Raw genomic sequence first — 21,705 nt, forward strand, 5'->3', positions numbered from 1 at the left:
TCAGATCGCCAGCCGGTGGAACCCCGGCGCCGGCGGCGCCGCAACCCCATCTTCAGCGCCCGGCGTCACGCGGCGATAGACCAGGGCCTCGGCCACATGGATGCGCTTGACCGATGGCGCCTGGTCAAGGTCGGCGATGGTGCGGGCCAGGCGCAGGGTGCGGGTCCAGCCGCGCGCGGTCAGCCGGCCGGCCTCGGCGGCGCGGCTCATCAGGGCGCGGGCCGCCGGGTCGAGGTCCAGGGCCTTCTCCAGGAAATCGCCGTCGGCGCGGCTGTTCAGCGTCGGGGCGTCGGCGCCCGCCTTCTCCGCCCGTTCAGCCTGCAGGGCGCGAGCGGCCGCCACCCGCGCGGCGGCCTCGGCGCTGCCCTCGATGGGCGGCGGCAGGGCCAGGTCGGCGGCGGTCACCGAGGGCACGTCGATGGCCAGGTCGATCCGGTCCATCAGCGGCCCCGAAACCCGCCCCTGATAATCGCGCTGACAACGCGGGGCCTTTCCACAGGCGCCTTTGCCGGCCCCGCCATGGCCGCAGCGGCAGGGGTTCATGGCGGCGACCAGTTGAACCCGGGCGGGGTACCGGATGTGGAAGTTGGCGCGAGCGACCATCACCTCACCCGTCTCCAGGGGTTGCCGCAGGGAATCCAGTGCCTGGACGCCAAACTCGGGCAGTTCGTCGAGGAACAGCACCCCATTGTGCGCCAGGCTCACCTCGCCGGGCTTGGCCTTTATGCCTCCGCCGGTCAGGGCGGCCATGCTGGCGCTGTGGTGGGGCGCACGGAAGGGCCGGTCGCGGGTCAAGGTCCCCTTGGCGATGAGCCCGGCTACCGAATGCACCATGCTGGTTTCCAGCAGTTCCCCGGCGGTCAGAGGCGGGAGGATGCCCGGCAGCCGCTGGGCCAGCATCGACTTGCCCGACCCCGGCGGGCCGCAGAGCAGCAGGTTATGCCCGCCAGCGGCGGCGATCTCCAACGCTCGCTTGGCCTGCTCCTGACCGCGCACATCGCGAAGGTCCGGACCGCCGGTGGTTTGGACCACATCGCCGGCGCGGGGCGCGGCGATGATCTGCGTGCCCCGGAAATGGTTGAGGAGGCTGATCAGCGAGCGGGGCGCCAGGATGCGGGTGTCGCCCGCCCAGGCCGCCTCCGGCCCGCAGGCCTCCGGGCAGATCAGACCCAGCCCCATGGCTCCCACCGCGATGGCGGCAGGCAGGGCGCCGGCCACCGGTGCGATGCTGCCGTCCATCGACAGCTCGCCCATCGCCGCCCAGCCATCGAGAGCATCGAGCGGGATGATTCCCATGGCCGCCAGCAACGCCAGCGCGATCGGCAGATCGTAGTGGCTGCCCTCCTTGGGCAGATCAGCGGGCGCGAGGTTGGCGATCAGCCGGCGGGAGGGCATCGACAGTCCCATCCCCGCGAAGGCGCCCCTCACCCGTTCCCGGCTCTCCCCGACCGCCTTGTCGCCCAGGCCCACGACAACGAAGGCTACGGCGCCGCCGGTCAGCTGAACCTCGACGTCCACACGCCGGGCCTCGACTCCCTGAAAGGCGACCGTGACGACCTTTGCGACCATGGCGGCCCCCTCAGAACGCGCGCCGCTGGCCCGTGGCCGTGCAGAGTCCCCGGGCGACCTCGCGGCCATCGTTCGACTGACGGGCGATGGCGCCGGTCTGCCGGTCGATTCGATAGGTATCCGGGGCTGAACCGAGCCGGAAGGTGGCGCCCGCCGCGTTCAATGACTTGCGGCCGACGGGCTTGCGCGCGCCGTCCAGCACATCGCCATAGTAGTCATCGAAATAGAGCTCCAGTCGCTTCCCATCGACCTCGCAGCTGACCGGGATCGGGGTGGACAGGATGCGCGCGTGAACTGCCGGTTCAAACCGGATGAGCACCATCTCGGTCTCGACCTCACACTCGAAGGTCGCGATCGTGGATCCCAGATCCCATTGCTCGAGCTGGAAAGTCGCATCGAACCCGAAGTTCCGAACAAGCTCCGCGCGGCGGACAGGCTGGCCGAAGGCGCGGCCGAGCCATGCGCGCGACGCCCTGCAGGCGCCGGGCGCATCCCCCGAGCCTCTCAAAAGTACAGCCACCTGGCTCGGGTTGGCCTTGGTCACCGTGATCAGCATGTCGTAAGTCTGATCCCCGGCGCGGACCCCGCTCTTCCGGCGCTCGCCATTCTCGCCCTCGGTCGTGTCACGCCACAGAGGCTTGGACTCGATCTGTCCCCACTGGAAGCTCCGCCAGGCATCGGGCGATGACCAATGATCCTGGGCCAGCGCCGGACTCGACAACAGCGCCAAGCCCAGGGTGGCCGCCGTAATGAGACCGCGACCTGCCCGTCTTCCGCCATTCATCCGCTAACCCCTTGAGTTACCCCACTTATCCACAAGACCAGCACGGGTTGAGGCTCAAAGCAAGAACAAATATAGAACTAGATGAGAAGTTCAGTGCTTACAGTCATATAGCTGTCACAAGTTCAGCCGGTGTGACCGCGCTCAGTCGAGGTAGCTGGTGGTGATCTCGTACTGGCGGCCGCGCTCCAGGCGCTTGCGGCGCTCGAACATCGCCACCCAGGCCGAGCCTCCGAGCCAGACGATCACGCCGCAGAACCACGGGAACGCCGTCTTGGTGACCAGCACCACACCCGCCATGGCCATCAGGCAGCAGAGGACCACCGGCGTCACCAGCCGCCGCCCATACCAGCAGGCGACCAGGGAGGGGACGATCGCCGCCAGAGCCGCGGCGGCGAGCATGAACTCAAGATCGAGGGTGACAGGGGGCTGAACGACCATGGGCCCATCCTGCCGGGCCGTGGTTTCCAGGCCGTTCAGGCCGGGACGAAAAGTCAGCCGGCGCGGATCGCCTCGATACGGTCCCACATCGCCACGGTTACGTCCGGCCCGCCGAACCGCTTCAGCTGCTGGGCGCCGGTGGGGGAGGTGACGTTGATCTCGGTCAGGTAGTCGCCGATCACGTCGATGCCGACGAACAGCAGGCCCCGGCGTTTCAGCTCCGGCCCGATGATGGCGCACAGCTCGCGGTCGCGGGCGGTCAGCTCGACCGCCTCGGCCCGGCCACCGCGCGCCAGGTTGGAGCGAACCTGGCCCTCGGCCGGCACCCGATTGATCGCCCCGACCGGCTCGCCGTCGACCAGCAGCACCCGCTTGTCGCCCTTGGAGACGGCCGGGATGAAGGCCTGGGCGATCACCTGTTCACGGCCGATCAGAGCGTGCAGTTCCAAAAGGGCGTCGAGGTTCGGATCGCCCTTCATCAGCCGCACCACGCCCGAGCCGCCGCCGCCGTAAAGGGGCTTCAGCACGATGTCGCCGAACCGCTCCTGGAAGTCATGGATGGCCTCCACGTCGCTGGTGATCAGGGTCGGCGGCTGAACGCCGGGAAAGCTGGTGACGAACAGCTTCTCCGGGGCGTTGCGCACCTCGGTAGGATTGTTCACCACCAGGGTCTTCGGGTGGATCGCATCCAGGAAGTGGGTGGCGGTGATGTAGGCCATGTCGAACGGCGGATCCTGGCGCATCAGGACCACGTCGATGTCCTCGGCCAGATCCAGCACCACTGGATCGCCGGCGGTGACATGGTTGCCCTTCTCGCGCCGGATGGTCACCGGGATGGCCCGGGCCAGGACCCGGCCTTCCGACAGGCTGAGCTTATCGGGGGTGTAGACCCAGAGCTTGTGGCCACGCTCCTGGGCGTTCTCCATCATCAGGAAGGTGGTGTCGGTATCGATGTTGATTCCCTGGACGGGATCCATCTGGACGGCGACGCGCAGGGTCATGGGGGCTCTCGGGATGATGTGACGCTAACTTGAGGCGCGGCGGTGGCTTTCGCCAGGGGGCGGGCCGGCGGTTTTACGTGGGCGGGCTTTCAGTTCAGCTGCATCCGCACCCGTTCCCTGGCGGCGCGGGCGGCGATGGCCGCGCCGCCGTCGAGGATCTGGGCGCGGCTCAGGGCCTCCTGGGCGCCGACCAGGGCCCCCTGGCCCTCGCGGGCGCGGGCGACATCCAGCCAGGGGCGGTGGTCGGCGGGGTTGAGCAGGGCGCGGCGGATGGCGCTGCGCTCGGCGGCCGGCCAGTCGGCCCGCTGCTGGGCGCGGGCAAAGATGTTGTTCTGCAGCCGGATCAGCACCGCCCGGTCGCTGACCGGCGCCATCAGCGCCTCCAGGCGGCTGGCCACGTCCGGCGTCAGGCCGGCGCGCAGGGCCCGGCGGCTGAGCTCCGACGGCAGGACGATCCGCCCTTCGCTGAACGGGTCCAGCGCCATCGGCCCTTCGCCGGTCTCGATGCGCAGCAGGAAGTGGCCGGGAAAGTCGACCCCATGCACCTGCAGCTTACAGCCGCGCGCCGCATGGATGTAGATCACCCCCAGCATCACCGGCAGGCCCTTGCGCCGGTCGGCCAGGGCGATCAGGTCGGCATTGTCCGGATCGTCATAGGTGAGGACATCGCCCTCCAGCCGCAGGTCGCCGGCCATGGCCTCTGCGATGGCCTCCTCCGGGCTTTCGCGATCCAGCCGGGCGGCCAGCCGCTCGACCGCATCCTTGCCCAGCTGCAGGGCCGCGGCCGCGTCGCGGTCGGGCTCCTCATGGATGGCGCAGGCCAGGGCCGCCTCGAACAGGGGGAAGGCCTCGTCGGCCGCCTGGCCTGCCTCCGCCAGCATCCGTTCGGCGTCCTGTCGGGTCATGAATCCCCTAATAGCTGTCCGGCCAAGCGTCGGGAATATGACATGGCCATTTGCCCGGAGAGAGGGCGATGAGGTCGAGCCGCACCGTAACGCCCTGAAGCGCCGGCCGGTTCGCCGCCAGCTGCGCCCCCGCCCGCCGCAGCCGCTCGCGCTGCTCGATGTGGACCGCTTCCAGAGCGGCTTCCGGGGTCGTGCGGCTCTTGACCTCGACCACCGCCAGCACCCTGCCCTTGAGCGCCAGGAGGTCGATCTCCCCCTGCGGCGTCCTCAGGCGAAAGCCCAGGATCCGGTAGCCGCGCAGCATCAGGGCCAGGGCGGCGAACACCTCGGCCCGGCGGCCGGACTGGCGCGCCGCCCCGCCGCGCAGCCGGCGCGCCTCGCTCACCTCAGGCGTCCTTCATCGCCAGGGCGCGGCGATAGAGGTCGCGGCGATTGACGCCCAGGGCCTTGGCCACCTCCGACGCCGCCTCGCCGGGCGGCAGGCGGGTCAGGGCCTCGCGCAGGGCCGCCTCGGCGTCGGCCTCGGTGGCGACCTCGGCTTCGCCGGGGCCGACCAGGACGACAATCTCACCCTTGGGATCGTCCAGAGCGGGGTTGGCGGCCAGTTCGGACAGCCGGCCGCGCACGCAGGTCTCGTGAAGCTTGGTCAGCTCGCGGCAGACCGCCGCCGGCCGGTCGCCCAACACGTCAGCCATGTCGGCCAGGCTGGCGGCCAGGCGGGAGCCGCCCTCGAAAAAGATCAGGGTGGCCCGCACCGGCGCGAACTCCGCCAGGAAGGTCTTCCGCGCGGCGCTCTTGGGCGGCGGGAAGCCTGCGAACAGGAAGCGGTCGGTGGGCAGGCCCGCCAGGGTCAGGGCCGCCAGGGGAGCCGAGGCGCCGGGGATGGGAATTACCGGATGCCCCGCCACGATGGCCTCGGTGGCCAGCCGATAGCCCGGATCGCTGACCAGGGGGGTGCCGGCGTCGCTGCACAGGGCGATCCGCTGCCCTTCGGCCAAGGCGGCCAGGGCGCGTGGGCCGGCGCGGGCCGCCGCGTGCTCGTCATAGCGTTCCAGCCGCTTGGACAGGCCATAGGCGGTCAGCAGCTTGGCCGTGACCCGGGTGTCCTCTGCCAGCACCAGGTCGCAGCCGTTCAGCACGTCCAGCGCCCGCAGGGTGATGTCCCGCAGGTTTCCGATCGGGGTGGCGACCAGATAGAGGCCGGGGTCTAGCGGGGCCTGGGACAAGGCCGGCGGCGGCGGACGGGACGACATGGGCGCCAGAGCGCCTTGCCGGGGGCCTCGCGTCAAGGGATAGAAGGGCGTCCGTAACGCGCCGATGGAGCCGCCGGTGAAGAAATTCGTCCTCTGGCTCGTCCTGATCGCCATCCTGGCGCTCGCCGGCCTGTTTGCATGGTGGTGGTTCGACGTGCGCTGGCAGCCCAAGACAATCACCAAGAAGCCCGCCGAGATCGCCAAGATCCTCGAGGCCAGCGGCTATGTCTCGCCGGGGCTGGGCGGACCGAAGGCCTATGTGATCGTGTTCCGCGGCTGCCCCGACTGCGTGCGGTATGTGACCGAGGAATTCCCCAAGCTGCATGAGGCGGGGGTCGATACCCGGGTCATCGCCGTTGCCCGCGCCGACGTCGGCGGCCAGCCGAAATCCACGCCGGTCGAGCGCGCGACGGTGGCCGAACTGTGGATCAACCGCAGCTGGCCGCTGTGGGAACAGTGGAACGCTTCGAGCGTCGAGGCCTGGACCGCGCCCGGCCTGAAACCCGCCGACGGGGACATGGCCCGCGGCGCGGTCGTGGAAATCTCACGCAAGGCGGTGGCGGACCTCAAGCCCCTCCTGGCCGCCAACGGCGTGCAGGTCGGCGAGGATGGGGTGAAGTACCCGACCCTGATCTGGTGGACCAAGGACGGGGCGATGAAGGCCTGTGTCTGCGAGGATCCGCGCAGCTACCGCTTCGTGCGCAAGGATCTGGGGGCATAAGAGGCAGGTTCGGGAAACTCTTCCGCGGCGCGGTGGGAGAGTTGCGCCGCCCTCCGTCGCAGCGCACATAAGGCTCCCATGCCTCCCCGCCTTCGCCCCACGCGCCTGGAACACGTCGTAGACGGCGAAGCCCTGCGGGCCCGGCTGTCGGCCGCCGCCCTCGATGCGTTGGGTGACGAGGCCGAGCAGCGCCGCCGCGCGCTGGAAATCCTCAAGCAGGCGCTGTTTCGCGGGCGGATGATCGCCAAGGAGCGGCTGGAGAACGGCGCGGGCGGGATCGAGACGGCGCGGCTGCTCTGCGGAGTGACCGACGAGGTGGTCACCGCCCTGTACGACTTCACCACGGTGCATGTGTTCCGGGCGCGAAACCCGACCGAGGGGGAGCGGCTCTGCCTGCTGGCGGTAGGGGGATACGGCCGGTTCGTGCTCAGCCCCTACAGCGATCTCGACCTGCTGTTCCTGCGCCCCTGGAAGCAGACGGCGCATGCCGAGAGCGTCATCGAATACATGCTCTACGCCCTGTGGGACCTGGGCTTCAAGGTCGGCCACGCCAGCCGGACGGTCGAAGAGTGCATCAAGCTCTCCAAGAGCGACTTCACCATCCGGACCTCCCTGCTGGAGGCCCGGCGCCTGTCCGGCGACGAGGCCCTGGCGGCCGAGCTGCGCAAGCGCTTCCAGGCCGAGGTGATGCGGGGCACCGGCCCCGAATTCATCGCCGCCAAGCTGAAGGAGCGGGACGAGCGCCACGCCCGGGCGGGAACCAGCCGCTACATGGTCGAGCCCAACGTCAAGGAAGGCAAAGGCGGACTTCGCGACCTGCACACCCTGATGTGGATCGCCGAGTACCTCCACCCCGTGGAACGGCCAACCGACATCTTCCGCCTGTCGCTGTTCGCCCCGCGCGAGGTACGGGCCTTCACTCGCGCCTTCGACTTTCTGCATGCGGTGCGGGCCCATCTGCACTTCACCACCGGCCGGCCCGAGGAACGGCTGACCTTCGACGTCCAGCCGGAGATCGCCCGCCGCATGGGCTATGGCGACCGGGCCGACAATCCGGCGGTCGAGCGCTTCATGCGCCACTACTTCCTGATCGCGCGGGAGGTCGGGGCCCTCACCCGCGCCTTCTCGGCCAAGCTGGAGGCCGAACAGCTGAAGCAGGAGCCGCGCGGCCTGTCGCGCTTCCTGCCCGGCCGGAGCAAGATCAAGCGCCGGGGGCTCGACTACCCCGGCTTCCACGAGGAGAACGGCCGCCTCAACATCGAGGGGCCGCAGGTGTTCGCCCGCGACCCGGTCGACATCATCCGCATGTTCCGCATCGCCGACGTGCTGGACCTGGACCTGCATCCGGACGCCTTCACCGCCGCCACCCGCGCCCTGCCGCTGATCGGTAGCAAGCTGCGCCGCGATCCCGACGCCGCCGAGGCCTTCCTCGACATCCTGGCGCGGGGCAAGAAGCCCTACCGGACACTGACCCTGATGAACGAGGCCGGCGTGCTGGGCAGGTTCCTGCCGGAGTTCGGCCGGGTCGTGGCCCAGATGCAGTTCAACATGTACCACTCGTTCACCGTGGACGAGCACACCCTTCGGGCCATCGGCATCATCAACGATATCGAGCATCACCGGCTGGAGGACGACCATCCCCTGGCCACCTCGATCATGCCGCTGATCGACGACCGCGAAAGCCTGTTCCTGGCCATGCTGCTGCATGACACCGGCAAGGGCGGCGTGGGCGGCCAGGAGAAGGCCGGGGCCCGTTCGGCGCGTTCGGCCACCGAGCGGCTGGGCCTCGACCGGGGCAAGATCGAGCTGATCGCCTGGCTGGTCGAGCATCACCTGGTGATGAGCGATTTCGCCCAGAAGCGGGACGTGGCCGACCCCGCCACCGTGGCCGCCTTCGCCCGCATCGTCGAAAGTCCCGAGCGGCTGCGCCTCTTGCTGGTGCTGACCGTGGCCGACATCCGGGCCGTGGGGCCGGGGGTTTGGAACGGCTGGAAAGGCCAGCTGCTGCGGGAGCTCTATGCGGCCACCGAGGCCACCTTCCGGGGCGGGCGGGGCAGCGATCCGGCCGCCTCGGCCCAGCGTCATCTCGAATCGGCGGCGCAGCAGGCCCGAACCGCCGTCGCCGGCGAGCACCCGGAGGCCGCCGACTGGGCGGCGAGCATGGAGAACGCCTACTTCAGCGCCTTCTCCAGCGCCGAGATCGCCGAGCACGCGGCCCTGGCCCAGCGCGCCGCCGCCCAGGGCGGAGCCGCCGCCGGCGGCCGCATCCGCGCCGATCGCAACACCGCCGAGGTGGTGGTCGCCGCCCGCGACCGCCGGGGGCTGTTCGCCGACCTGGCTGCCGCCCTCTCCGGCCTGGGCGGCAATGTGCTCGGCGCCCGGGTGTTCACCTCCCGCGGCGGCCAGGCTCTGGACGTCTTCCAGGTGCAGGACGCCACCGGCGCCCCCTACGGCGCCGAGAACCCCCGCGCCCTTCGCCGGCTGGCCGACGCGCTGGAGGCCGCCGGGCGCGGCGAGCCGGTGGCGCCGGAGAGCCGTCGAAGCGACCTTGGCCGCGCCGCCGCCTTCGCCATCGTGCCCACCGTGATGCTCGACAACGAGGCCTCGACCGAGGCGACCGTGGTGGAGGCCTCCGGCCGGGACCGACCGGGCCTGCTGCACTCCCTGGCGCGGGCGATCTCCGAGGCGGGCCTCAGCATCGTCTCCGCCCATATCGACAGCTACGGCGAGCGCGCCGTCGACGCCTTCTACGTGACCACCGCCGCCGGCCAGAAGGTCACCGACCCGCGCAAGCAGGCGGCGCTGAAGGGCGAATTGATGGCGGTGCTCGAGGCCGGGGAGGTCGAGACCAAGGGCCGGCTGCAGCGGGCGCGCGCCTCGGTGGCGCGTTGAGGCCCGTCTGCGCCAAATGATCGCTGTTCCTCCACGCGGCCCCGCTTGACCCCTGAATGGGGCGGGCGCAGAAGCGCCGCGTGAGCGACGAGACCCTGCCCTCCCCGACGCCGGACCAGCAGACCACGCCCAAGGTCCCGCCGGGAACGCCAGAGTCGCAAAAGCCCGAGCCCAAACGGCCGAGCATCATCAAGTCGTCGCTGATCTTCTCAGGCCTGACCCTGGTCAGCCGGTTCATGGGCCTGGCCCGCGACCTGGTGATCACCGCCCGCCTGGGCGCCAGCCAGACCATCGCGGCCGACGCCTATTACACGGCCTTGAGCTTCCCCAACCTGTTCCGCCGCATCTTCGCCGAGGGCGCCTTTGCGGCCGCCTTTGTGCCGGCCTACAGCCGCAAGCTCGCCGCCGACGGCGAGCGCAGCGCCGACGAACTGGCCACCGACGGCATGGCGGCGCTGGCGGCGGCGACCATCGTGCTGACCGTCCTCTGCATGCTGACGATGCCGTGGCTGATGTTCGTCATCAACCCGGGTTACGCCGACGAGCCGGACAAGTTCCGGCTGGCCTGGATGCTGACCATCGTCACCATGCCCTACCTGCCCTGCATGGCGATCACGGCGCTGTTGTCAGGGGTGCTGAACGCCCGTGGCCGGTTCATCCTGTCCGGCGCCGCGCCCACGGTGCTCAACGCTGCCATGCTGGTGGCGGTGATCCCGGTGAAGGACCCGGTGGCCGCGGCCTGGGCTGCCAGCTTCGGCGTCCTCGGCGCGGGCTTCGTCCAGGCAGGCCTGCTTTGGTGGGGCGCGCGGAAATCCGGGGCCATCCTCCGTTTGACGCTGCCGCGCCTGACGCCGGATGTGAAGGCCCTGATCCTGCTGGCCATCCCCGGCGCCATCGCCGCGAGCGCCACCCAGATCAACATCTTCATCTCCGGCATGCTGGCCAGCCAGATGACCGGCGCTCGCTCCTGGCTCAACGTGGCCGACCGGCTCTACCAGCTGCCGCTGGGCATGGTGGGCGTGGCCATCGGTGTGGCCCTGCTGCCCCGGCTTTCCCAGGCGCTGGGCAAGGGCGACGCCAAGGACGCCCAGGAGAGCACCGACCTGGCCATCGTCGCGTCGCTTGCCCTCGCCCTGCCGGCCGCCGCCGGGATGATGGCGGTGCCCCACTATCTGATCGACGGCCTGTTCACCCGCGGCGCCTTCACCGCCTTCGACGCCGAGCAGACGGCCCTCGCGTTGTTCCACTACGGCTGGGGCACGCCGGCCTTCATCCTGGCCCGCGTTCTGTCGCCGGTCTTCTTCGCCCGCCAGGACACCAAGGCGCCGATGCGCTTCGCCCTGATCTCGGTGGCGATCAACATCGTGCTCGGCCTGGCCCTGTTCCACTGGATCGGCTTCCAGGGGATCGCCGCGGCCACCGCTGTGGCCAGCTGGTTCAACGTCGGCCAGATGGTCTTCGCCCTTCACAGATCCGGCGACTACCGGCCCAGCAAGCAGGCCTGGGGCAAGATCGCTCGGCTGGCCATCGCCAGCGCCATCCTCGGCGCCCTGCTGGTCTATGCCGGCCTCAATCGGGCCTGGATCGAAGCGCCGCTGGCCGGCATCCATTTCCTTGGCCTCGGGGCCAAGGAGATCGGCATCCTCAGCCTCTTCCTGGTCGCCTCGGCGGTCTATCCGGTGCTGGTGCTGGGCACGGGCGGCATGACCCTGGCGGAGATCAAGGGCCTAGTCCGGCGGCGGCGCGCTTGAACCTTCCGGCGTGCTCGCCTATTGCCGTGGTCATGGTCCAGCTCACTCAGCGATGGCGCAGCCTCTGATCGTCCGCTAGAGCCCCGCGCGGGGATGATCCCGCGCGCCGACCGACCTGCCTTTCGAGTATCTCCATGACCGACACCGACATCCAATACGCCGGCCCGCAACGCGTGCTGTCCGGTGTCCAGCCCTCCGGCGCCCTGCACCTGGGCAACTATCTCGGCGCCCTGGTGAAGTTCGCCAGGCTGCAGCACGAGATCGACACTTTCATCTTCGTCGCCGACATGCACGCCATCACCGTGTGGCAGGAGCCGGCCCAGCTGGCCGCCCAGACGAGGGAGATCGCCGCCGCCTACCTGGCCGCCGGCCTCGACCCGGCCAAGGCCACCATCTTCCCGCAATCGGCCGTGCCCGAGCACGCCGAACTGGCCTGGATCTTCAACTGCGTCGCCCGGCTCGGCTGGCTCGACAAGATGACCCAGTTCAAGGAGAAGAGCGGCAAGCACAAGGAACGCTCCTCGGTCGGCCTCTACACCTACCCGGTGCTCCAGGCCGCCGACATCCTGGTCTACAAGGCCACCGCCGTGCCAGTCGGCGAGGACCAGAAACAGCACCTGGAACTGGCCCGCAACATCGCCCAGAAGTTCAACCACGACTTCGCCGCGCCCGGCTGCTTCCCCCTGCCCGAACCGCTGATCCAGGGGCCGGGCGCGCGGATCATGAGCCTGCGCGACGGCTCTGCGAAGATGAGCAAGTCAGACCCGTCCGACCTGTCGCGCATCAACCTGACCGACGACGCGGACACGATCGCCAGCAAAATCCGCAAGGCCCGCTCCGACGCCGACGTGCTGCCCGAGACGATGGAGGGGCTGGAGGGCCGCGCCGAGGCCCGCAACCTCGTGGGCATCTACGCCGCCCTGGCCGGGGAAACCAGCGAGGCGGTGCTGGCCAAATTCGCCGGTCAGGGCTTCGGCGCCTTCAAGCCGGAGCTGGCCGATCTGGCCGTCGCCAGCCTGGCCCCGGTCAGCGACGCCATGCGCCGTTACCTGGCCGATCCGGCCGAGATCGACCGCATCCTGGCCGCCGGCGCCGCCAAGGCCCGCGAGGCCGCCGCCCCCACGGTGGCCGAGGCCAAGAAGCTGGTCGGTTTCTGGGGGACCTAAGGGCCGCCCATGCGTTGCGGGCGGATGACCGACATGCTGGACGCTCTCATCGTCGGCGGCGGGCCCGCGGGCCTGACCGCCGCCATCTATCTTGGCCGCTACAAGCGCCGCTTCGCGGTGATCGACGCAGGCGACAGCCGCGCCGCCTGGATTCCCATCACCCACAACCATCCAGGCTGGCCGGACGGCATCAAGGGCACGGACCTCCTGGCCCGCATCCGCCAGCAGGCGGAGATCTATGGCCCCGACATCCGCGAAGGCATGGTCGAGGCGATCAAGCCCATCGACGGCGGCTTCGAGGTCACCATCGATGGCCGCACGGTGACCGCCGCCAACGTCCTGCTGGCCTGCGGGGTCAAGGACAACGACCCGCCCCTGCCCGGCGTCGAGGACGCCATCCGCAAGGCGCTGATCCGCATCTGCCCGATCTGCGACGGCTATGAGGTCAGCGGCCAGGCCGTCGGGGTGCTGGGTGACGGCCCGCTGGGGGTGCGCGAGGCCCTGTTCATCCAGACCTGGACCGACGACATCACCCTGGTCCACGTCGGACCGCCGGACGCGCTCTCGGCCGAAGACCGCGACAAGCTCACGAAGGCGAACATCACCCTGATCGAGACCGCCTGCGAAAGCGTCGTACTCGAGAACGACACCCTGACCGCCCTCTGCTTCGGCCCTGACCACACCCTGCGCTTCGACGCCCTCTATGCGGCGCTCGGCTGCACGGCGCGCTCCGACCTGGCCATCCAGGCCGGCGCCCGGCTGGACGACGCCGGCCGGCTGTTCGTCGACGACCACCAGCAGACCAGCATCCCCGGCCTGTTCGCCGCCGGCGACCTGGTGCGTGGCCTCAACCAGATCACCACGGCGGAGGGCGAGGCCTCGATTGCGGCGACCGCGATCCATAATCGGTTGCGAGGGGTGCTGCCTTAGGCCCGCGCCGGAATGACCACCGGCAGCCGTTCATAGCCCTTCACGAAGCTGGAGAAGACTCGCTTCGGCTCGCCCACCACGTCGATGCGGGGGAAGCGCTTGAGCACCTCTTCCCAGACGATCCGCAGCTGCATCTCGGCCAGCCGGTTGCCGACGCAACGGTGGATGCCGAACCCGAAGGACATGTGATGCCGGGGCCGCTCGCGGTCGATGATGAAGGCGTTCGGGTTGTCGATCGCCGTCTCGTCGCGGTTGCCCGAGACATACCACATGACCACCTTGTCGCCCTTCTTGATCAGCTTGCCGCCCACCACCGTGTCGGCCACGCAGGTGCGGCGCATGTGGGCCAGCGGCGTCTGCCAGCGGATGATCTCCGACACCATCCCGGGGATCAGCGAGGGGTCGGCCCGCAGCTTGTTGTACTGATCGGGGTTCTGGTTCAGGGCCAGCAGGCCGCCGGTGATCGAGTTCCGCGTCGTGTCATTGCCGCCGACGATCAGCAGGACGATGTTGCCGAGGTACTCCATCGGCGTCATGTCTCTGGTGCTCTCGCCGTGGGCAAGCATGGAGATCAGGTCCGGCGCCGGCGGGGCGTTGATCCGCTCGTTCCACAGCCTCGTAAAATACTCCAGGCAGCCCAGGAGTTCGGCCTGACCCTCTTCCTCGGTCTCGACGATGCCCTGGCCCGGAATGGCGGTGGCCACGTCCGACCAGCGGGTCAGCTTGCGGCGGTCCTCCCAGGGAAAGTCGAACAGGGTGGCCAGCATCTGGGTGGTCAGTTCGATGCTGATCTTGTCGACCCAGTCGAATTCCTCGCCGATCGGCAGGCTGTCCAGCAGCGCCGCCGCCCGCGCGCGGATGACCGGCTCCAGCTCCATCAGCCGCTGCGGCCCCACCGAGGGGCTGACCGTCTTGCGCTGCACGTCGTGCTTGGGCGGGTCCATGGCGATGAACATCGGCAGCATGAACTCAGGATTGAAGTCAGCCAGGGTGATGCCGCCGAGATAGGCGTCGCTGCTGAACGCCTGGTGGTTGGTGTCCACCGCCACGATGTCCTCGAACTTCGTCACCGACCAGTAGGGTCCCCACTCGCTTTCCGGCGTAAAGTGAACGGGATCCTCCTGCCGCAGTCGCTCGAACACCGGCCAGAAGCTGTCGTCGGCGAACCGGTCGGGCAGGCCGGGGTTCAGCTGGTCCAGTGGGGTGGCGTAGGCCGCCGCTCTATCGGCGGCGCGCTTGTCGAAATTGCCATCGGCCATGGGATCAGACCTTCGCGGGGATGATGACGGGAAGGGTGTCGTAGCCCTTCACGAAGCTGGAGTAGACGCGGGTCGGCTCGCCGACCACGTCGATGCGGGGGAAGCGTTTCAGCACCTCCTCCCAGACGATGCGCAGCTGCATCTCGGCTAGTCGGTTGCCCACGCACCTATGGATGCCGAAGCCGAACGACAGGTGATGCCGGGGTCGCTCGCGGTCGATGATGAAGGCGTTCGGGTTTTCGATCACCGTCTCGTCGCGATTGCCCGAAACGTACCACATGACCACCTTGTCGCCGGCCTTGATGGTCTTGCCGCCGACCACCGTGTCGGCCACGCAGGTCCGCCGCATATGGGCCAGCGGCGTCTGCCAGCGGATGATCTCCGAGACCATGCTGGGGATCAGCGAGGGATCGGCCCGCAGCTTGTCGTACTCCGCCGGGTTCTGGTTCAGCGCTAGCAGACCCCCGGTGATCGAGTTTCGCGTGGTGTCGTTGCCCCCGACGATCAGCAGGATGATATTCCCCAGGTACTCCATGGGGTCCATGTTTTTGGTGTGCTCGCCATGGGCCAGCATCGAGATCAGGTCATTGTGCGGCTCGGCGTTGATCCGCTCGTTCCAGAGCCGGGTGAAGTAGTCGAGGCACTCTTTCAGTTCGAGCCGGCGCTGCTCCTCGCTCTGGACGATGCCGTTGCCGGGAATGGCGGTGGCCACGTCGGACCAGCGGGTCAGCTTGCGCCGGTCCTCCCAGGGGAAATCGAACAGGGTGGCCAGCATCTGGGTGGTCAGCTCGATGCTGATCCTGTCGACCCAGTTGAATTCCTCGCCGATCGGCAGGTCGTCGAGCAGCTTGCCGGCCCGCTCGCGGATCAGTGGCTCCAGCAGCATCAGGCTGGCCGGGCTGACCATCGGCTGGACGGTCTTGCGCTGCACGTCGTGCTTGGGCGGGTCCATGGCGATGAACATCGGCAGCACGAAGTCGGGCTTGGGATCCCGGATGGTGATCCCGCCCCGGAAGGCGTCGCTGCTGAAGGCCGCATGGTTGGTGTCCACCGCGACGATGTCGTCGAACCGGGTGATCGACCAGTAGGCGCCCCATTCGCTGTCGGGCGTGAAGTGGACGGGGTCTTCCTGGCGCAGCCGCTCGAACACCGGCCAGAAGGTATCGTCACGGAAGCGGGCCGGATCGCCGGGGTTCAGCCGCTCCAGGGGCGTCGACCAGGCCTCGGCGCGCGCCGCCGCCTGCTTGTCGAAGGATCCATCGGCCATGGTCCCATCCTCCCTTATCTTGTCATTGTTCACATTGGGCCACGGAACCGTGGTTTTGTGAAGCGGGGAGGGATCAAAGACGACCAGCGCTCTTGGCGCCCCCTCCCTAAGGGAGGGGGTAGGGGGAGGGTTTAAGGTGTCCGAAGGTTGGCGTTCGTAAACCCTCTCCCTCCCACCGCTTCGCGGCGGGTCCCTCCCTCTCCCTCAGGGAGAGGGGTTTGAAAGATCGGCCGAACGGATTGGAAAGGGAGCTAACCAGCCCGAGCGTAAGCCGGTCGCGACGCGGTCGCGCCCGCCGCGCTGACCTTGAACCGGCGGATCAGGGCGCCGAGTTGCTCGGCCTCCTGACGCATCATGTGCGAGGCGGCGGTGCTTTCCTCGACCATGGCGGCGTTCTGCTGGGTCATCTGGTCCATTCGGTTGGCGGTCAGGGTGACTTCGCGCAGGCCGATCGACTGTTCGCGCACCGAGCCGGTGATCTCGGTCATCAGGGCGGTCACGTCGCCGACCCGCTCGACGATCCGGTCCAGGGCCGCGCCGGCCTGGCCGACTAGGTCGACGCCGGAACTGATTTGCTGGCTTGAGGCGGCGATCAGGCTCTTGATTTCCTTGGCCGCCTCGGCCGAGCGCTGGGCCAGGGCGCGGACTTCCTGGGCGACCACGGCGAAGCCCCGGCCCGACTCTCCGGCACGGGCCGCCTCGACCCCGGCGTTCAGGGCCAGGAGGTTGGTCTGGAAGGCGATTTCGTCGATCACGCCGATGATCTGGGTGACATGGCGCGAGCTTTCCTCGATGTCGGCCATGGCGGTGACCGCCCGGCGGACCACCTCGCCCGAGCCACGCGCATCGGCGCCGGTCTCGGTCACCACCTGGTCGGCCTTGCCGGCCCCTTCGGCGGCGCGGGCGGCGGCGGCGGTGATCTGCTCCAGGGCCGAGGCTGTCTGTTGCAGGCTGGCGGCTTGGGCCTCGGTGCGGCGCGAAAGGTCGTCGGCGGCGCTGCTGGTCTCACCGGACACCGACTCGATGGTCACCGCACGCTCGCTGATGGTGCGAATGACCCCGGCCAGCTCGATGACCGTGTTGTTGAAGTCGTTGCGCAGGCCTTCGTAGGCGTCGGCGAACGGGGTGGTCAGCTGGAAGGTCAGGTCGCCCTGCGACAGGCGGCTCAGACCCTCGGCCAGGCCTTCGACGACTTGGGCCTGCTCGCGGCTGGCGGCGGCCCGGCGGGCCTCCTCCCCGGCGCGGGCCTGGTCCTGCTGGGCGCTGGCCGCGTCCTGCTGGGCGGCCAGTTCGGCCAGACGCAGCTGGTTGTCGCGGAACACCACCAGCGAACGCACCAGGGCGCCCAGCTCGTCGCCGCGCTTCATCCGGTCCAGATCGACGCTGTTGTCTCCGCCTGCCAGAGTCTCGGTCGCGCGGGCGATGCCCATCACGTCCTTGCGGATCACCATGACCAGCAGGAAGGCGATCCCCGCCACCCCGACCAGAGCCAGCAGCACCAAGCCGATGGCGGCCGAGCCGATCAGCTTGGCCTGGGATACCGAGGCCTCCGCCCGGGCGATGGATCCGGCGCTGATGTTGGCCGCCGCCTTGTCCAGGGTGGCGGTCATCTTCACATAGGCTTCCTCGAACGGCACGGTGAACTGGGCCGCCGTGGCGGTATCGACCTCCAGCATCGACATGACGACGCCCACCGCGTCCTCATAGTCCTTGAGGTCCTTCTTCAGCCCGGCCAGGTCGGCGCGCTCCTTGGAGCCGGCCGGCCATTTGTCGTGCGCCTGGTCGACGGCCTTCTTGATCTGGGCCACCTCGGTGGTCAGGGCCTCGGCCCGGCCCGAAATCGTGCCCTGCTCGATGCCGGCCGACTGGCGGGTCAGCAGCAAATAGAGTTCGCCATGGGCCGAGCGGATCCGCTTGGAGATGGTCGCCAGCTCCAGCATGGCCGGGGTGTCGGTCTGGACGACCTGTGTCAGCACCGCGCGCTGGTTGACGTTCATCCACCAGGAGCCGCCGGCCACCAGGGCCAGGGCCACGATGGCCAACATCGGCGCGAGCCCGACCTTGATGGCGAGCGGAGCGTCTGCAAGCCGAGGCATGCGCATGTCTGGTAGTCCCCTTGGTCCCGAACCCTAAGGTGCAAAGTCGGGCAAGAGGGTAATCCTCAGGTTAAGGATACCGGTCCCCGAGACGATTATTTCCCGCTGCGGGTTCCAGAAACGCGAAAACGCGCGGCGGTCGCAGGACCACCGCGCGTTCCGATGCCCTTGGGAAAGGGCGGAGGCTTCAGGCCTGTCAGGCGCCGGTGAAGCGCAGCGGCACCCGGATCACACCGGACTTGCCGCCCATCGGCAGGGCGCCGGCCACGCAGATGGCGGCGGCTTCGAAGCCCTTCGACGGGGCTTCGCTCTCGACCACCTTGCAGGCGGACAGCTTGCCGGCCGCGGCGGTGCATTCCAGGGTGACCTTGGCCGCCTGGCGGGTGTTGGCGTGTTTGGTCAGGCAGCGGGTCATTTCCGACTGCAGGTCGCCGGCCGAGCCCGCGCTGGCCACGGACAGCATTCCGAGAGCCGCGACCGCGGCAATGATCTTTTTCATAAGCTAGAGCCCCTTCTGAGCTTGTGGGTCGAATGACGGGGGTAGCTAATCGAAGAGTCCTTAAAGGTGGCTTACGCCGCATTGCAACTTGACCGGCCGCGCCGGCCTGGCCCTTGCCGCAAGGCCGCGCGGGTCCCATGTTCGGCTCATGTTTATCCAGACCGAAGCCACCCCGAATCCCGAGGTGATGAAGTTCCTGCCCGGCCGCGAAGTGCTTGGCGAAGGCAGCCGCGAGCTGGCCTCGCCGGAAGAGGCGGTCATCTCCCCGCTCGGGAGGGCGCTGTTCGACCTGGGGGACGTGACGCGAGTATTCCTGGGTCCGGACTTCCTGACCGTGACCCGGGCGGAGGGTGTCGACTGGTCGCACCTGAAGGCGCCGATCCTGGCCGCTATCATGGACCACTACACCTCCGGCCAGCCGGTGCTGACCGGCGATGAGGCCGCCCCCGCCGACGAGATCGTCTATGAGGGCGAGACCGCCCAGATCGTCGCCGAGATCAAGGACCTGCTGGACAGCCGGGTACGCCCGGCGGTGGCCCAGGACGGCGGCGACATCGTCTTCGCCCGCTATGAGGCGGACACCGGCGTGGTCTACCTGCACATGCGCGGCGCCTGCTCGGGCTGCCCCTCCTCGACCGCCACGCTGAAGAGCGGCGTCGAGAACATGCTGCGCCACTACGTGCCCGAGGTGACGCGGGTCGAGCAGACGCTCTGAAGGGCGCCATTTCCATCGGCGAACGTTAGAGACTGGTCCGTCGGGTCTCCGACGCTATATGCAACCCAGTCCGTTACTGATGGAGTCTCTATGTCCGCGCCCCTGCCCGACGCTTCCCTCGACCAACTGTTCCGCGAGGCGCGCAGCTACAACGCCTGGAAGACCGAACCCCTGCCGGAGACCCTGCTCCGCGCCGTCTACGACCTGGCACGCATGGGCCCGACCAGCGCCAACTGCAGCCCGGCACGCTTCGTCTTCTGCACCAGCGCCGAGTCCCGCGAGAAGCTGGCCTCCCTCGCCTCGGCGACCAACGGCGCCAAAATCCGCCAGGCTCCCTGTACGGTGATCATCGGCCACGACCTGGAATTCATGGACCGCATCCCCGAGCTCTTCCCCCACAACCCGGGCGCCAAGGACTGGTTTCCCAAGGGCTCGGACCTCGCCGAACGCACCGCCTTCCGGAACGGGACATTGCAGGGCGCCTACCTCATCCTGGCCGCAAGGTCGCTCGGTCTCGACTGCGGCCCGATGAGCGGCTTCGCCAACGACAAGGTCGACGAGGCCTTCTTCGCCGGCACGACCGTGAAGTCGAACTTCATCTGCAGCCTCGGCCACGGCACGGACGAAAACCTCTTCCCCCGCAGTCCGCGCCTGACGTTCGAGGACGCTTGCCGGATCGCGTGATCAGGCCCGCAGCCGGTACCCCGTCTTGAAGATCCACCAGATCGCCGTCAGGCACAGGGCCATGAACCCGAACGTCGCGGCGATGCTGATGCCGATGGCCACGTCCGACACCCCGTAGAAGCTCCAGCGGAAGCCGCTGACAAGATAGACCACCGGGTTGAACAGGGTGATCTTCTGCCAGACCTCCGGCAGCATGCTGATCGAGTAGAAGCTGCCGCCCAGGAAGGTCAGCGGGGTGACGATCAGCATCGGCACGATCTGCAACTTCTCGAAGCCGTCGGCCCAGATGCCGATGACGAAGCCGAACAGGCTGAAGGTCACCGCCGTCAGCACCAGGAAGCCGGCCATCAGGAAGGGGTGCTCGATCTCGTAGGGCACGAAAATCCGGGCGGTGATCAGGATGATGATCCCAAGGACGATCGATTTGCTGGCGGCGGCCCCGACATAGCCGCAGACCACCTCGATCCAGCTGATCGGCGCCGACAGCACCTCATAGATGGTCCCGCTCCACTTGGGCATGTAGATGCCGAAGCTGGCGTTGGAGATGCTCTCGGTGAGCAGGCTGAGCATCAACAGGCCGGGGATGATGAAGGCGCCGTAGGACACCCCGTCGATGTCGCCCATCCGCCCGCCGATCGCCGAGCCGAAGACCACGAAATAGAGGCTGGTCGACAGCACCGGTGAGGCGATCGACTGCATCAGCGTCCGGAACGTCCGGTGCATCTCGAACATGTAGATGGCGCGGATGGCGTGAAGGTTCATTGTCCGCTCCGGACCTTGTCGTTGTGAACCAGCGAGACGAAGATTTCCTCCAGGCTCGACTGGTGGGTGCGCAGGTCCTTGAAGTCGATGTTCAGCCCGTTCAGCCGCCGGATCAGGGCGGCGATGCCGGTCTCGTCGGCCTGGGCGTCGAAGGTGTAGATCAGGTCCTGGCCGCCCGCCGCCAGCTCCAGCGGCTCGCCCGCCAGTTCCGGAGGCAGCGCCTCCAGCGGCGTCTGCAGGTGCAAGGTCAGCTGCTTCTTGCCCAGCTTGCGCATCAGCACGTCCTTGTCCTCGACCAGGACGATCTGCCCCTTGTTGATCACCCCGATCCGGTCGGCCATCTCCTCGGCCTCCTCGATGTAGTGGGTGGTCAGGATGATGGTCACGCCGGTCTCGCGCAGCTTGCGGACCATCTCCCACATGTCGCGGCGCAGCTCGACATCGACCCCGGCGGTCGGCTCATCGAGGAACAGGATGCGCGGCTCGTGGCTCAAGGCTTTCGCGATCATCACCCGCCGCTTCATGCCCCCCGACAGGGTCATGATCTTCTCGCCCTTCTTTTCCCAGAGGCTGAGGTCGCGAAGAATCTTCTCGAGATAGGCGTCGTTGCGTCCCTTGCCGAACAGGCCGCGGCTGAACTTCACCGTGTCCCACACCGTCTCGAAGGCGTCGGTGGTCAGCTCCTGCGGCACCAGCCCGATCTTGGTGCGGGCGGCGCGATAGTCGCGGGCGATGTCGTGTCCGTCGGCAATCACCGTGCCTTCGGTCTGTCTGACGATGCCACAGATGATGCTGATCAGGGTGGTCTTGCCCGCCCCGTTGGGGCCGAGCAGGGCGAAAATCTCGCCCTGGCGGATATCGAGGTTCACGTCGCTCAGCGCGGCGTGTCCGGTGGCATAGCGCTTGGCCAGCCCCTTGATGGAAATGATCGGTTGCACGCGCGTCCCCAGCGATGAGCCTGTCAGGTAGGATGGCCGGGCGGGTTTGCCTAGCGGTCGCGGCGGCTGGTCCGC

General features: G+C 68.5%; 20 protein-coding genes. 7 read left to right on the forward strand and 13 right to left on the reverse strand.

The window, feature by feature from the left end; all coding sequences use genetic code 11:
* From GVN21_RS00185 to rsmI, 7 genes are all read right to left on the reverse strand, one after another.
* Positions 1–1,569 carry a YifB family Mg chelatase-like AAA ATPase gene (locus GVN21_RS00185; protein ID WP_166572679.1) on the reverse strand — a complete coding sequence of 523 codons (1,569 nt, stop codon included), beginning with the start codon at positions 1,567–1,569 and terminating at the stop codon, positions 1–3.
* 10 nt (positions 1,570–1,579) lie between these two features.
* Positions 1,580–2,299 (reverse strand): hypothetical protein, encoded by a 720-nt coding sequence (locus GVN21_RS00190; protein ID WP_166572680.1) that lies wholly within the window; start codon positions 2,297–2,299, stop codon positions 1,580–1,582.
* 195 nt (positions 2,300–2,494) lie between these two features.
* Positions 2,495–2,791 (reverse strand): hypothetical protein, encoded by a 297-nt coding sequence (locus GVN21_RS00195; protein WP_166572681.1) that lies wholly within the window; start codon positions 2,789–2,791, stop codon positions 2,495–2,497.
* Positions 2,792–2,844: 53 nt separating this feature from the next.
* Entirely contained in the window at positions 2,845–3,792 is a 948-nt protein-coding gene (gene gshB, locus GVN21_RS00200) for a glutathione synthase (protein WP_166572682.1), read from the reverse strand.
* 89 nt (positions 3,793–3,881) lie between these two features.
* Entirely contained in the window at positions 3,882–4,697 is an 816-nt protein-coding gene (locus tag GVN21_RS00205; RefSeq protein ID WP_166572683.1) for a transglutaminase family protein, read from the reverse strand.
* A gap of 7 nt (positions 4,698–4,704) precedes the next feature.
* Positions 4,705–5,082: a YraN family protein gene (locus tag GVN21_RS00210; protein ID WP_166572684.1), complete on the reverse strand. Its 378-nt coding sequence runs from the start codon at positions 5,080–5,082 to the stop codon at positions 4,705–4,707.
* Between the two features lies 1 nt (position 5,083).
* Positions 5,084–5,950: a 16S rRNA (cytidine(1402)-2'-O)-methyltransferase gene (gene rsmI, locus GVN21_RS00215; RefSeq protein WP_166572685.1), complete on the reverse strand. Its 867-nt coding sequence runs from the start codon at positions 5,948–5,950 to the stop codon at positions 5,084–5,086.
* A gap of 76 nt (positions 5,951–6,026) precedes the next feature.
* Between rsmI and GVN21_RS00220 the strand changes: the two genes are divergently transcribed.
* The 5 genes from GVN21_RS00220 to GVN21_RS00240 all read left to right on the forward strand — a co-directional run bounded on the left by GVN21_RS00220 (position 6,027) and on the right by GVN21_RS00240 (position 13,410).
* Positions 6,027–6,671, forward strand: a complete 645-nt coding sequence (locus GVN21_RS00220; protein ID WP_346764192.1) for a hypothetical protein — start codon at positions 6,027–6,029, stop codon at positions 6,669–6,671.
* A 78-nt stretch (positions 6,672–6,749) separates the two neighbouring features.
* Positions 6,750–9,563, forward strand: a complete 2,814-nt coding sequence (locus GVN21_RS00225; RefSeq protein WP_166572687.1) for a [protein-PII] uridylyltransferase — start codon at positions 6,750–6,752, stop codon at positions 9,561–9,563.
* Between the two features lie 80 nt (positions 9,564–9,643).
* Positions 9,644–11,314, forward strand: a complete 1,671-nt coding sequence (gene murJ, locus GVN21_RS00230) for a murein biosynthesis integral membrane protein MurJ (RefSeq protein WP_346764193.1) — start codon at positions 9,644–9,646, stop codon at positions 11,312–11,314.
* 134 nt (positions 11,315–11,448) lie between these two features.
* The gene (trpS, locus tag GVN21_RS00235; protein WP_166572689.1) at positions 11,449–12,480 is read left to right on the forward strand and encodes a tryptophan--tRNA ligase; all 1,032 of its coding nucleotides are present in this window, start codon (positions 11,449–11,451) and stop codon (positions 12,478–12,480) included.
* A gap of 33 nt (positions 12,481–12,513) precedes the next feature.
* Entirely contained in the window at positions 12,514–13,410 is an 897-nt protein-coding gene (locus tag GVN21_RS00240; RefSeq protein ID WP_240902686.1) for an NAD(P)/FAD-dependent oxidoreductase, read from the forward strand.
* Here the strand turns inward: GVN21_RS00240 and GVN21_RS00245 are convergent.
* The 4 genes from GVN21_RS00245 to GVN21_RS00260 form a co-directional block, all read right to left on the reverse strand.
* Entirely contained in the window at positions 13,407–14,669 is a 1,263-nt protein-coding gene (locus GVN21_RS00245) for a cytochrome P450 (RefSeq protein WP_166572690.1), read from the reverse strand. The genes GVN21_RS00240 and GVN21_RS00245 overlap by 4 nt on opposite strands.
* Positions 14,670–14,673: 4 nt before the next feature.
* The gene (locus tag GVN21_RS00250) at positions 14,674–15,936 is read right to left on the reverse strand and encodes a cytochrome P450 (RefSeq protein WP_166572691.1); all 1,263 of its coding nucleotides are present in this window, start codon (positions 15,934–15,936) and stop codon (positions 14,674–14,676) included.
* 251 nt (positions 15,937–16,187) lie between these two features.
* On the reverse strand, positions 16,188–18,032 hold the full coding sequence (locus GVN21_RS00255; RefSeq protein WP_166572692.1) for a methyl-accepting chemotaxis protein: 1,845 nt from the start codon (positions 18,030–18,032) through the stop codon (positions 16,188–16,190).
* A 196-nt stretch (positions 18,033–18,228) separates the two neighbouring features.
* Positions 18,229–18,531: a hypothetical protein gene (locus GVN21_RS00260; protein WP_166572693.1), complete on the reverse strand. Its 303-nt coding sequence runs from the start codon at positions 18,529–18,531 to the stop codon at positions 18,229–18,231.
* 148 nt (positions 18,532–18,679) lie between these two features.
* On the opposite strand from GVN21_RS00260, the gene GVN21_RS00265 reads away from it, so the two are divergent.
* Both GVN21_RS00265 and GVN21_RS00270 read left to right on the forward strand, forming a co-directional pair.
* A complete protein-coding gene (locus GVN21_RS00265) occupies positions 18,680–19,246 on the forward strand; it encodes a NifU family protein (protein ID WP_166572694.1) in 567 nt (188 codons plus the stop codon).
* 90 nt (positions 19,247–19,336) lie between these two features.
* Positions 19,337–19,930 carry a malonic semialdehyde reductase gene (locus tag GVN21_RS00270; protein WP_166572695.1) on the forward strand — a complete coding sequence of 198 codons (594 nt, stop codon included), beginning with the start codon at positions 19,337–19,339 and terminating at the stop codon, positions 19,928–19,930.
* Here GVN21_RS00270 and GVN21_RS00275 read toward each other — a convergent pair whose 3' ends face one another.
* Both GVN21_RS00275 and GVN21_RS00280 read right to left on the reverse strand, forming a co-directional pair.
* Positions 19,931–20,692, reverse strand: coding sequence for an ABC transporter permease (locus tag GVN21_RS00275; RefSeq protein WP_166572696.1), 762 nt, complete (start codon positions 20,690–20,692; stop codon positions 19,931–19,933).
* The gene (locus tag GVN21_RS00280) at positions 20,689–21,630 is read right to left on the reverse strand and encodes an ABC transporter ATP-binding protein (RefSeq protein ID WP_166572697.1); all 942 of its coding nucleotides are present in this window, start codon (positions 21,628–21,630) and stop codon (positions 20,689–20,691) included. The genes GVN21_RS00275 and GVN21_RS00280 overlap by 4 nt, the downstream gene beginning before the upstream one ends.
* Between the last annotated feature and the right edge of the window lie 75 nt (positions 21,631–21,705).

This window comes from Caulobacter sp. SLTY, from assembly GCF_009905535.1.
GTDB lineage: Bacteria > Pseudomonadota > Alphaproteobacteria > Caulobacterales > Caulobacteraceae > Caulobacter.

Excerpts from the sequence above, each read along its gene's own strand:
- GVN21_RS00185 (WP_166572679.1), bottom strand. The coding sequence starts at position 1,569 with ATGGTCGCAAAGGTCGTCACGGTCGCCTTTCAGGGAGTCGAGGCCCGG.
- GVN21_RS00195 (WP_166572681.1), bottom strand. The coding sequence starts at position 2,791 with ATGGTCGTTCAGCCCCCTGTCACCCTCGATCTTGAGTTCATGCTCGCC.
- gshB (WP_166572682.1), bottom strand. The coding sequence starts at position 3,792 with ATGACCCTGCGCGTCGCCGTCCAGATGGATCCCGTCCAGGGAATCAAC.
- GVN21_RS00205 (WP_166572683.1), bottom strand. The coding sequence starts at position 4,697 with ATGACCCGACAGGACGCCGAACGGATGCTGGCGGAGGCAGGCCAGGCG.
- rsmI (WP_166572685.1), bottom strand. The coding sequence starts at position 5,950 with ATGTCGTCCCGTCCGCCGCCGCCGGCCTTGTCCCAGGCCCCGCTAGAC.
- GVN21_RS00225 (WP_166572687.1), top strand. The coding sequence starts at position 6,750 with ATGCCTCCCCGCCTTCGCCCCACGCGCCTGGAACACGTCGTAGACGGC.
- trpS (WP_166572689.1), top strand. The coding sequence starts at position 11,449 with ATGACCGACACCGACATCCAATACGCCGGCCCGCAACGCGTGCTGTCC.
- GVN21_RS00240 (WP_240902686.1), top strand. The coding sequence starts at position 12,514 with ATGCTGGACGCTCTCATCGTCGGCGGCGGGCCCGCGGGCCTGACCGCC.
- GVN21_RS00245 (WP_166572690.1), bottom strand. The coding sequence starts at position 14,669 with ATGGCCGATGGCAATTTCGACAAGCGCGCCGCCGATAGAGCGGCGGCC.
- GVN21_RS00250 (WP_166572691.1), bottom strand. The coding sequence starts at position 15,936 with ATGGCCGATGGATCCTTCGACAAGCAGGCGGCGGCGCGCGCCGAGGCC.
- GVN21_RS00255 (WP_166572692.1), bottom strand. The coding sequence starts at position 18,032 with ATGCCTCGGCTTGCAGACGCTCCGCTCGCCATCAAGGTCGGGCTCGCG.
- GVN21_RS00260 (WP_166572693.1), bottom strand. The coding sequence starts at position 18,531 with ATGAAAAAGATCATTGCCGCGGTCGCGGCTCTCGGAATGCTGTCCGTG.
- GVN21_RS00265 (WP_166572694.1), top strand. The coding sequence starts at position 18,680 with ATGTTTATCCAGACCGAAGCCACCCCGAATCCCGAGGTGATGAAGTTC.
- GVN21_RS00270 (WP_166572695.1), top strand. The coding sequence starts at position 19,337 with ATGTCCGCGCCCCTGCCCGACGCTTCCCTCGACCAACTGTTCCGCGAG.
- GVN21_RS00275 (WP_166572696.1), bottom strand. The coding sequence starts at position 20,692 with ATGAACCTTCACGCCATCCGCGCCATCTACATGTTCGAGATGCACCGG.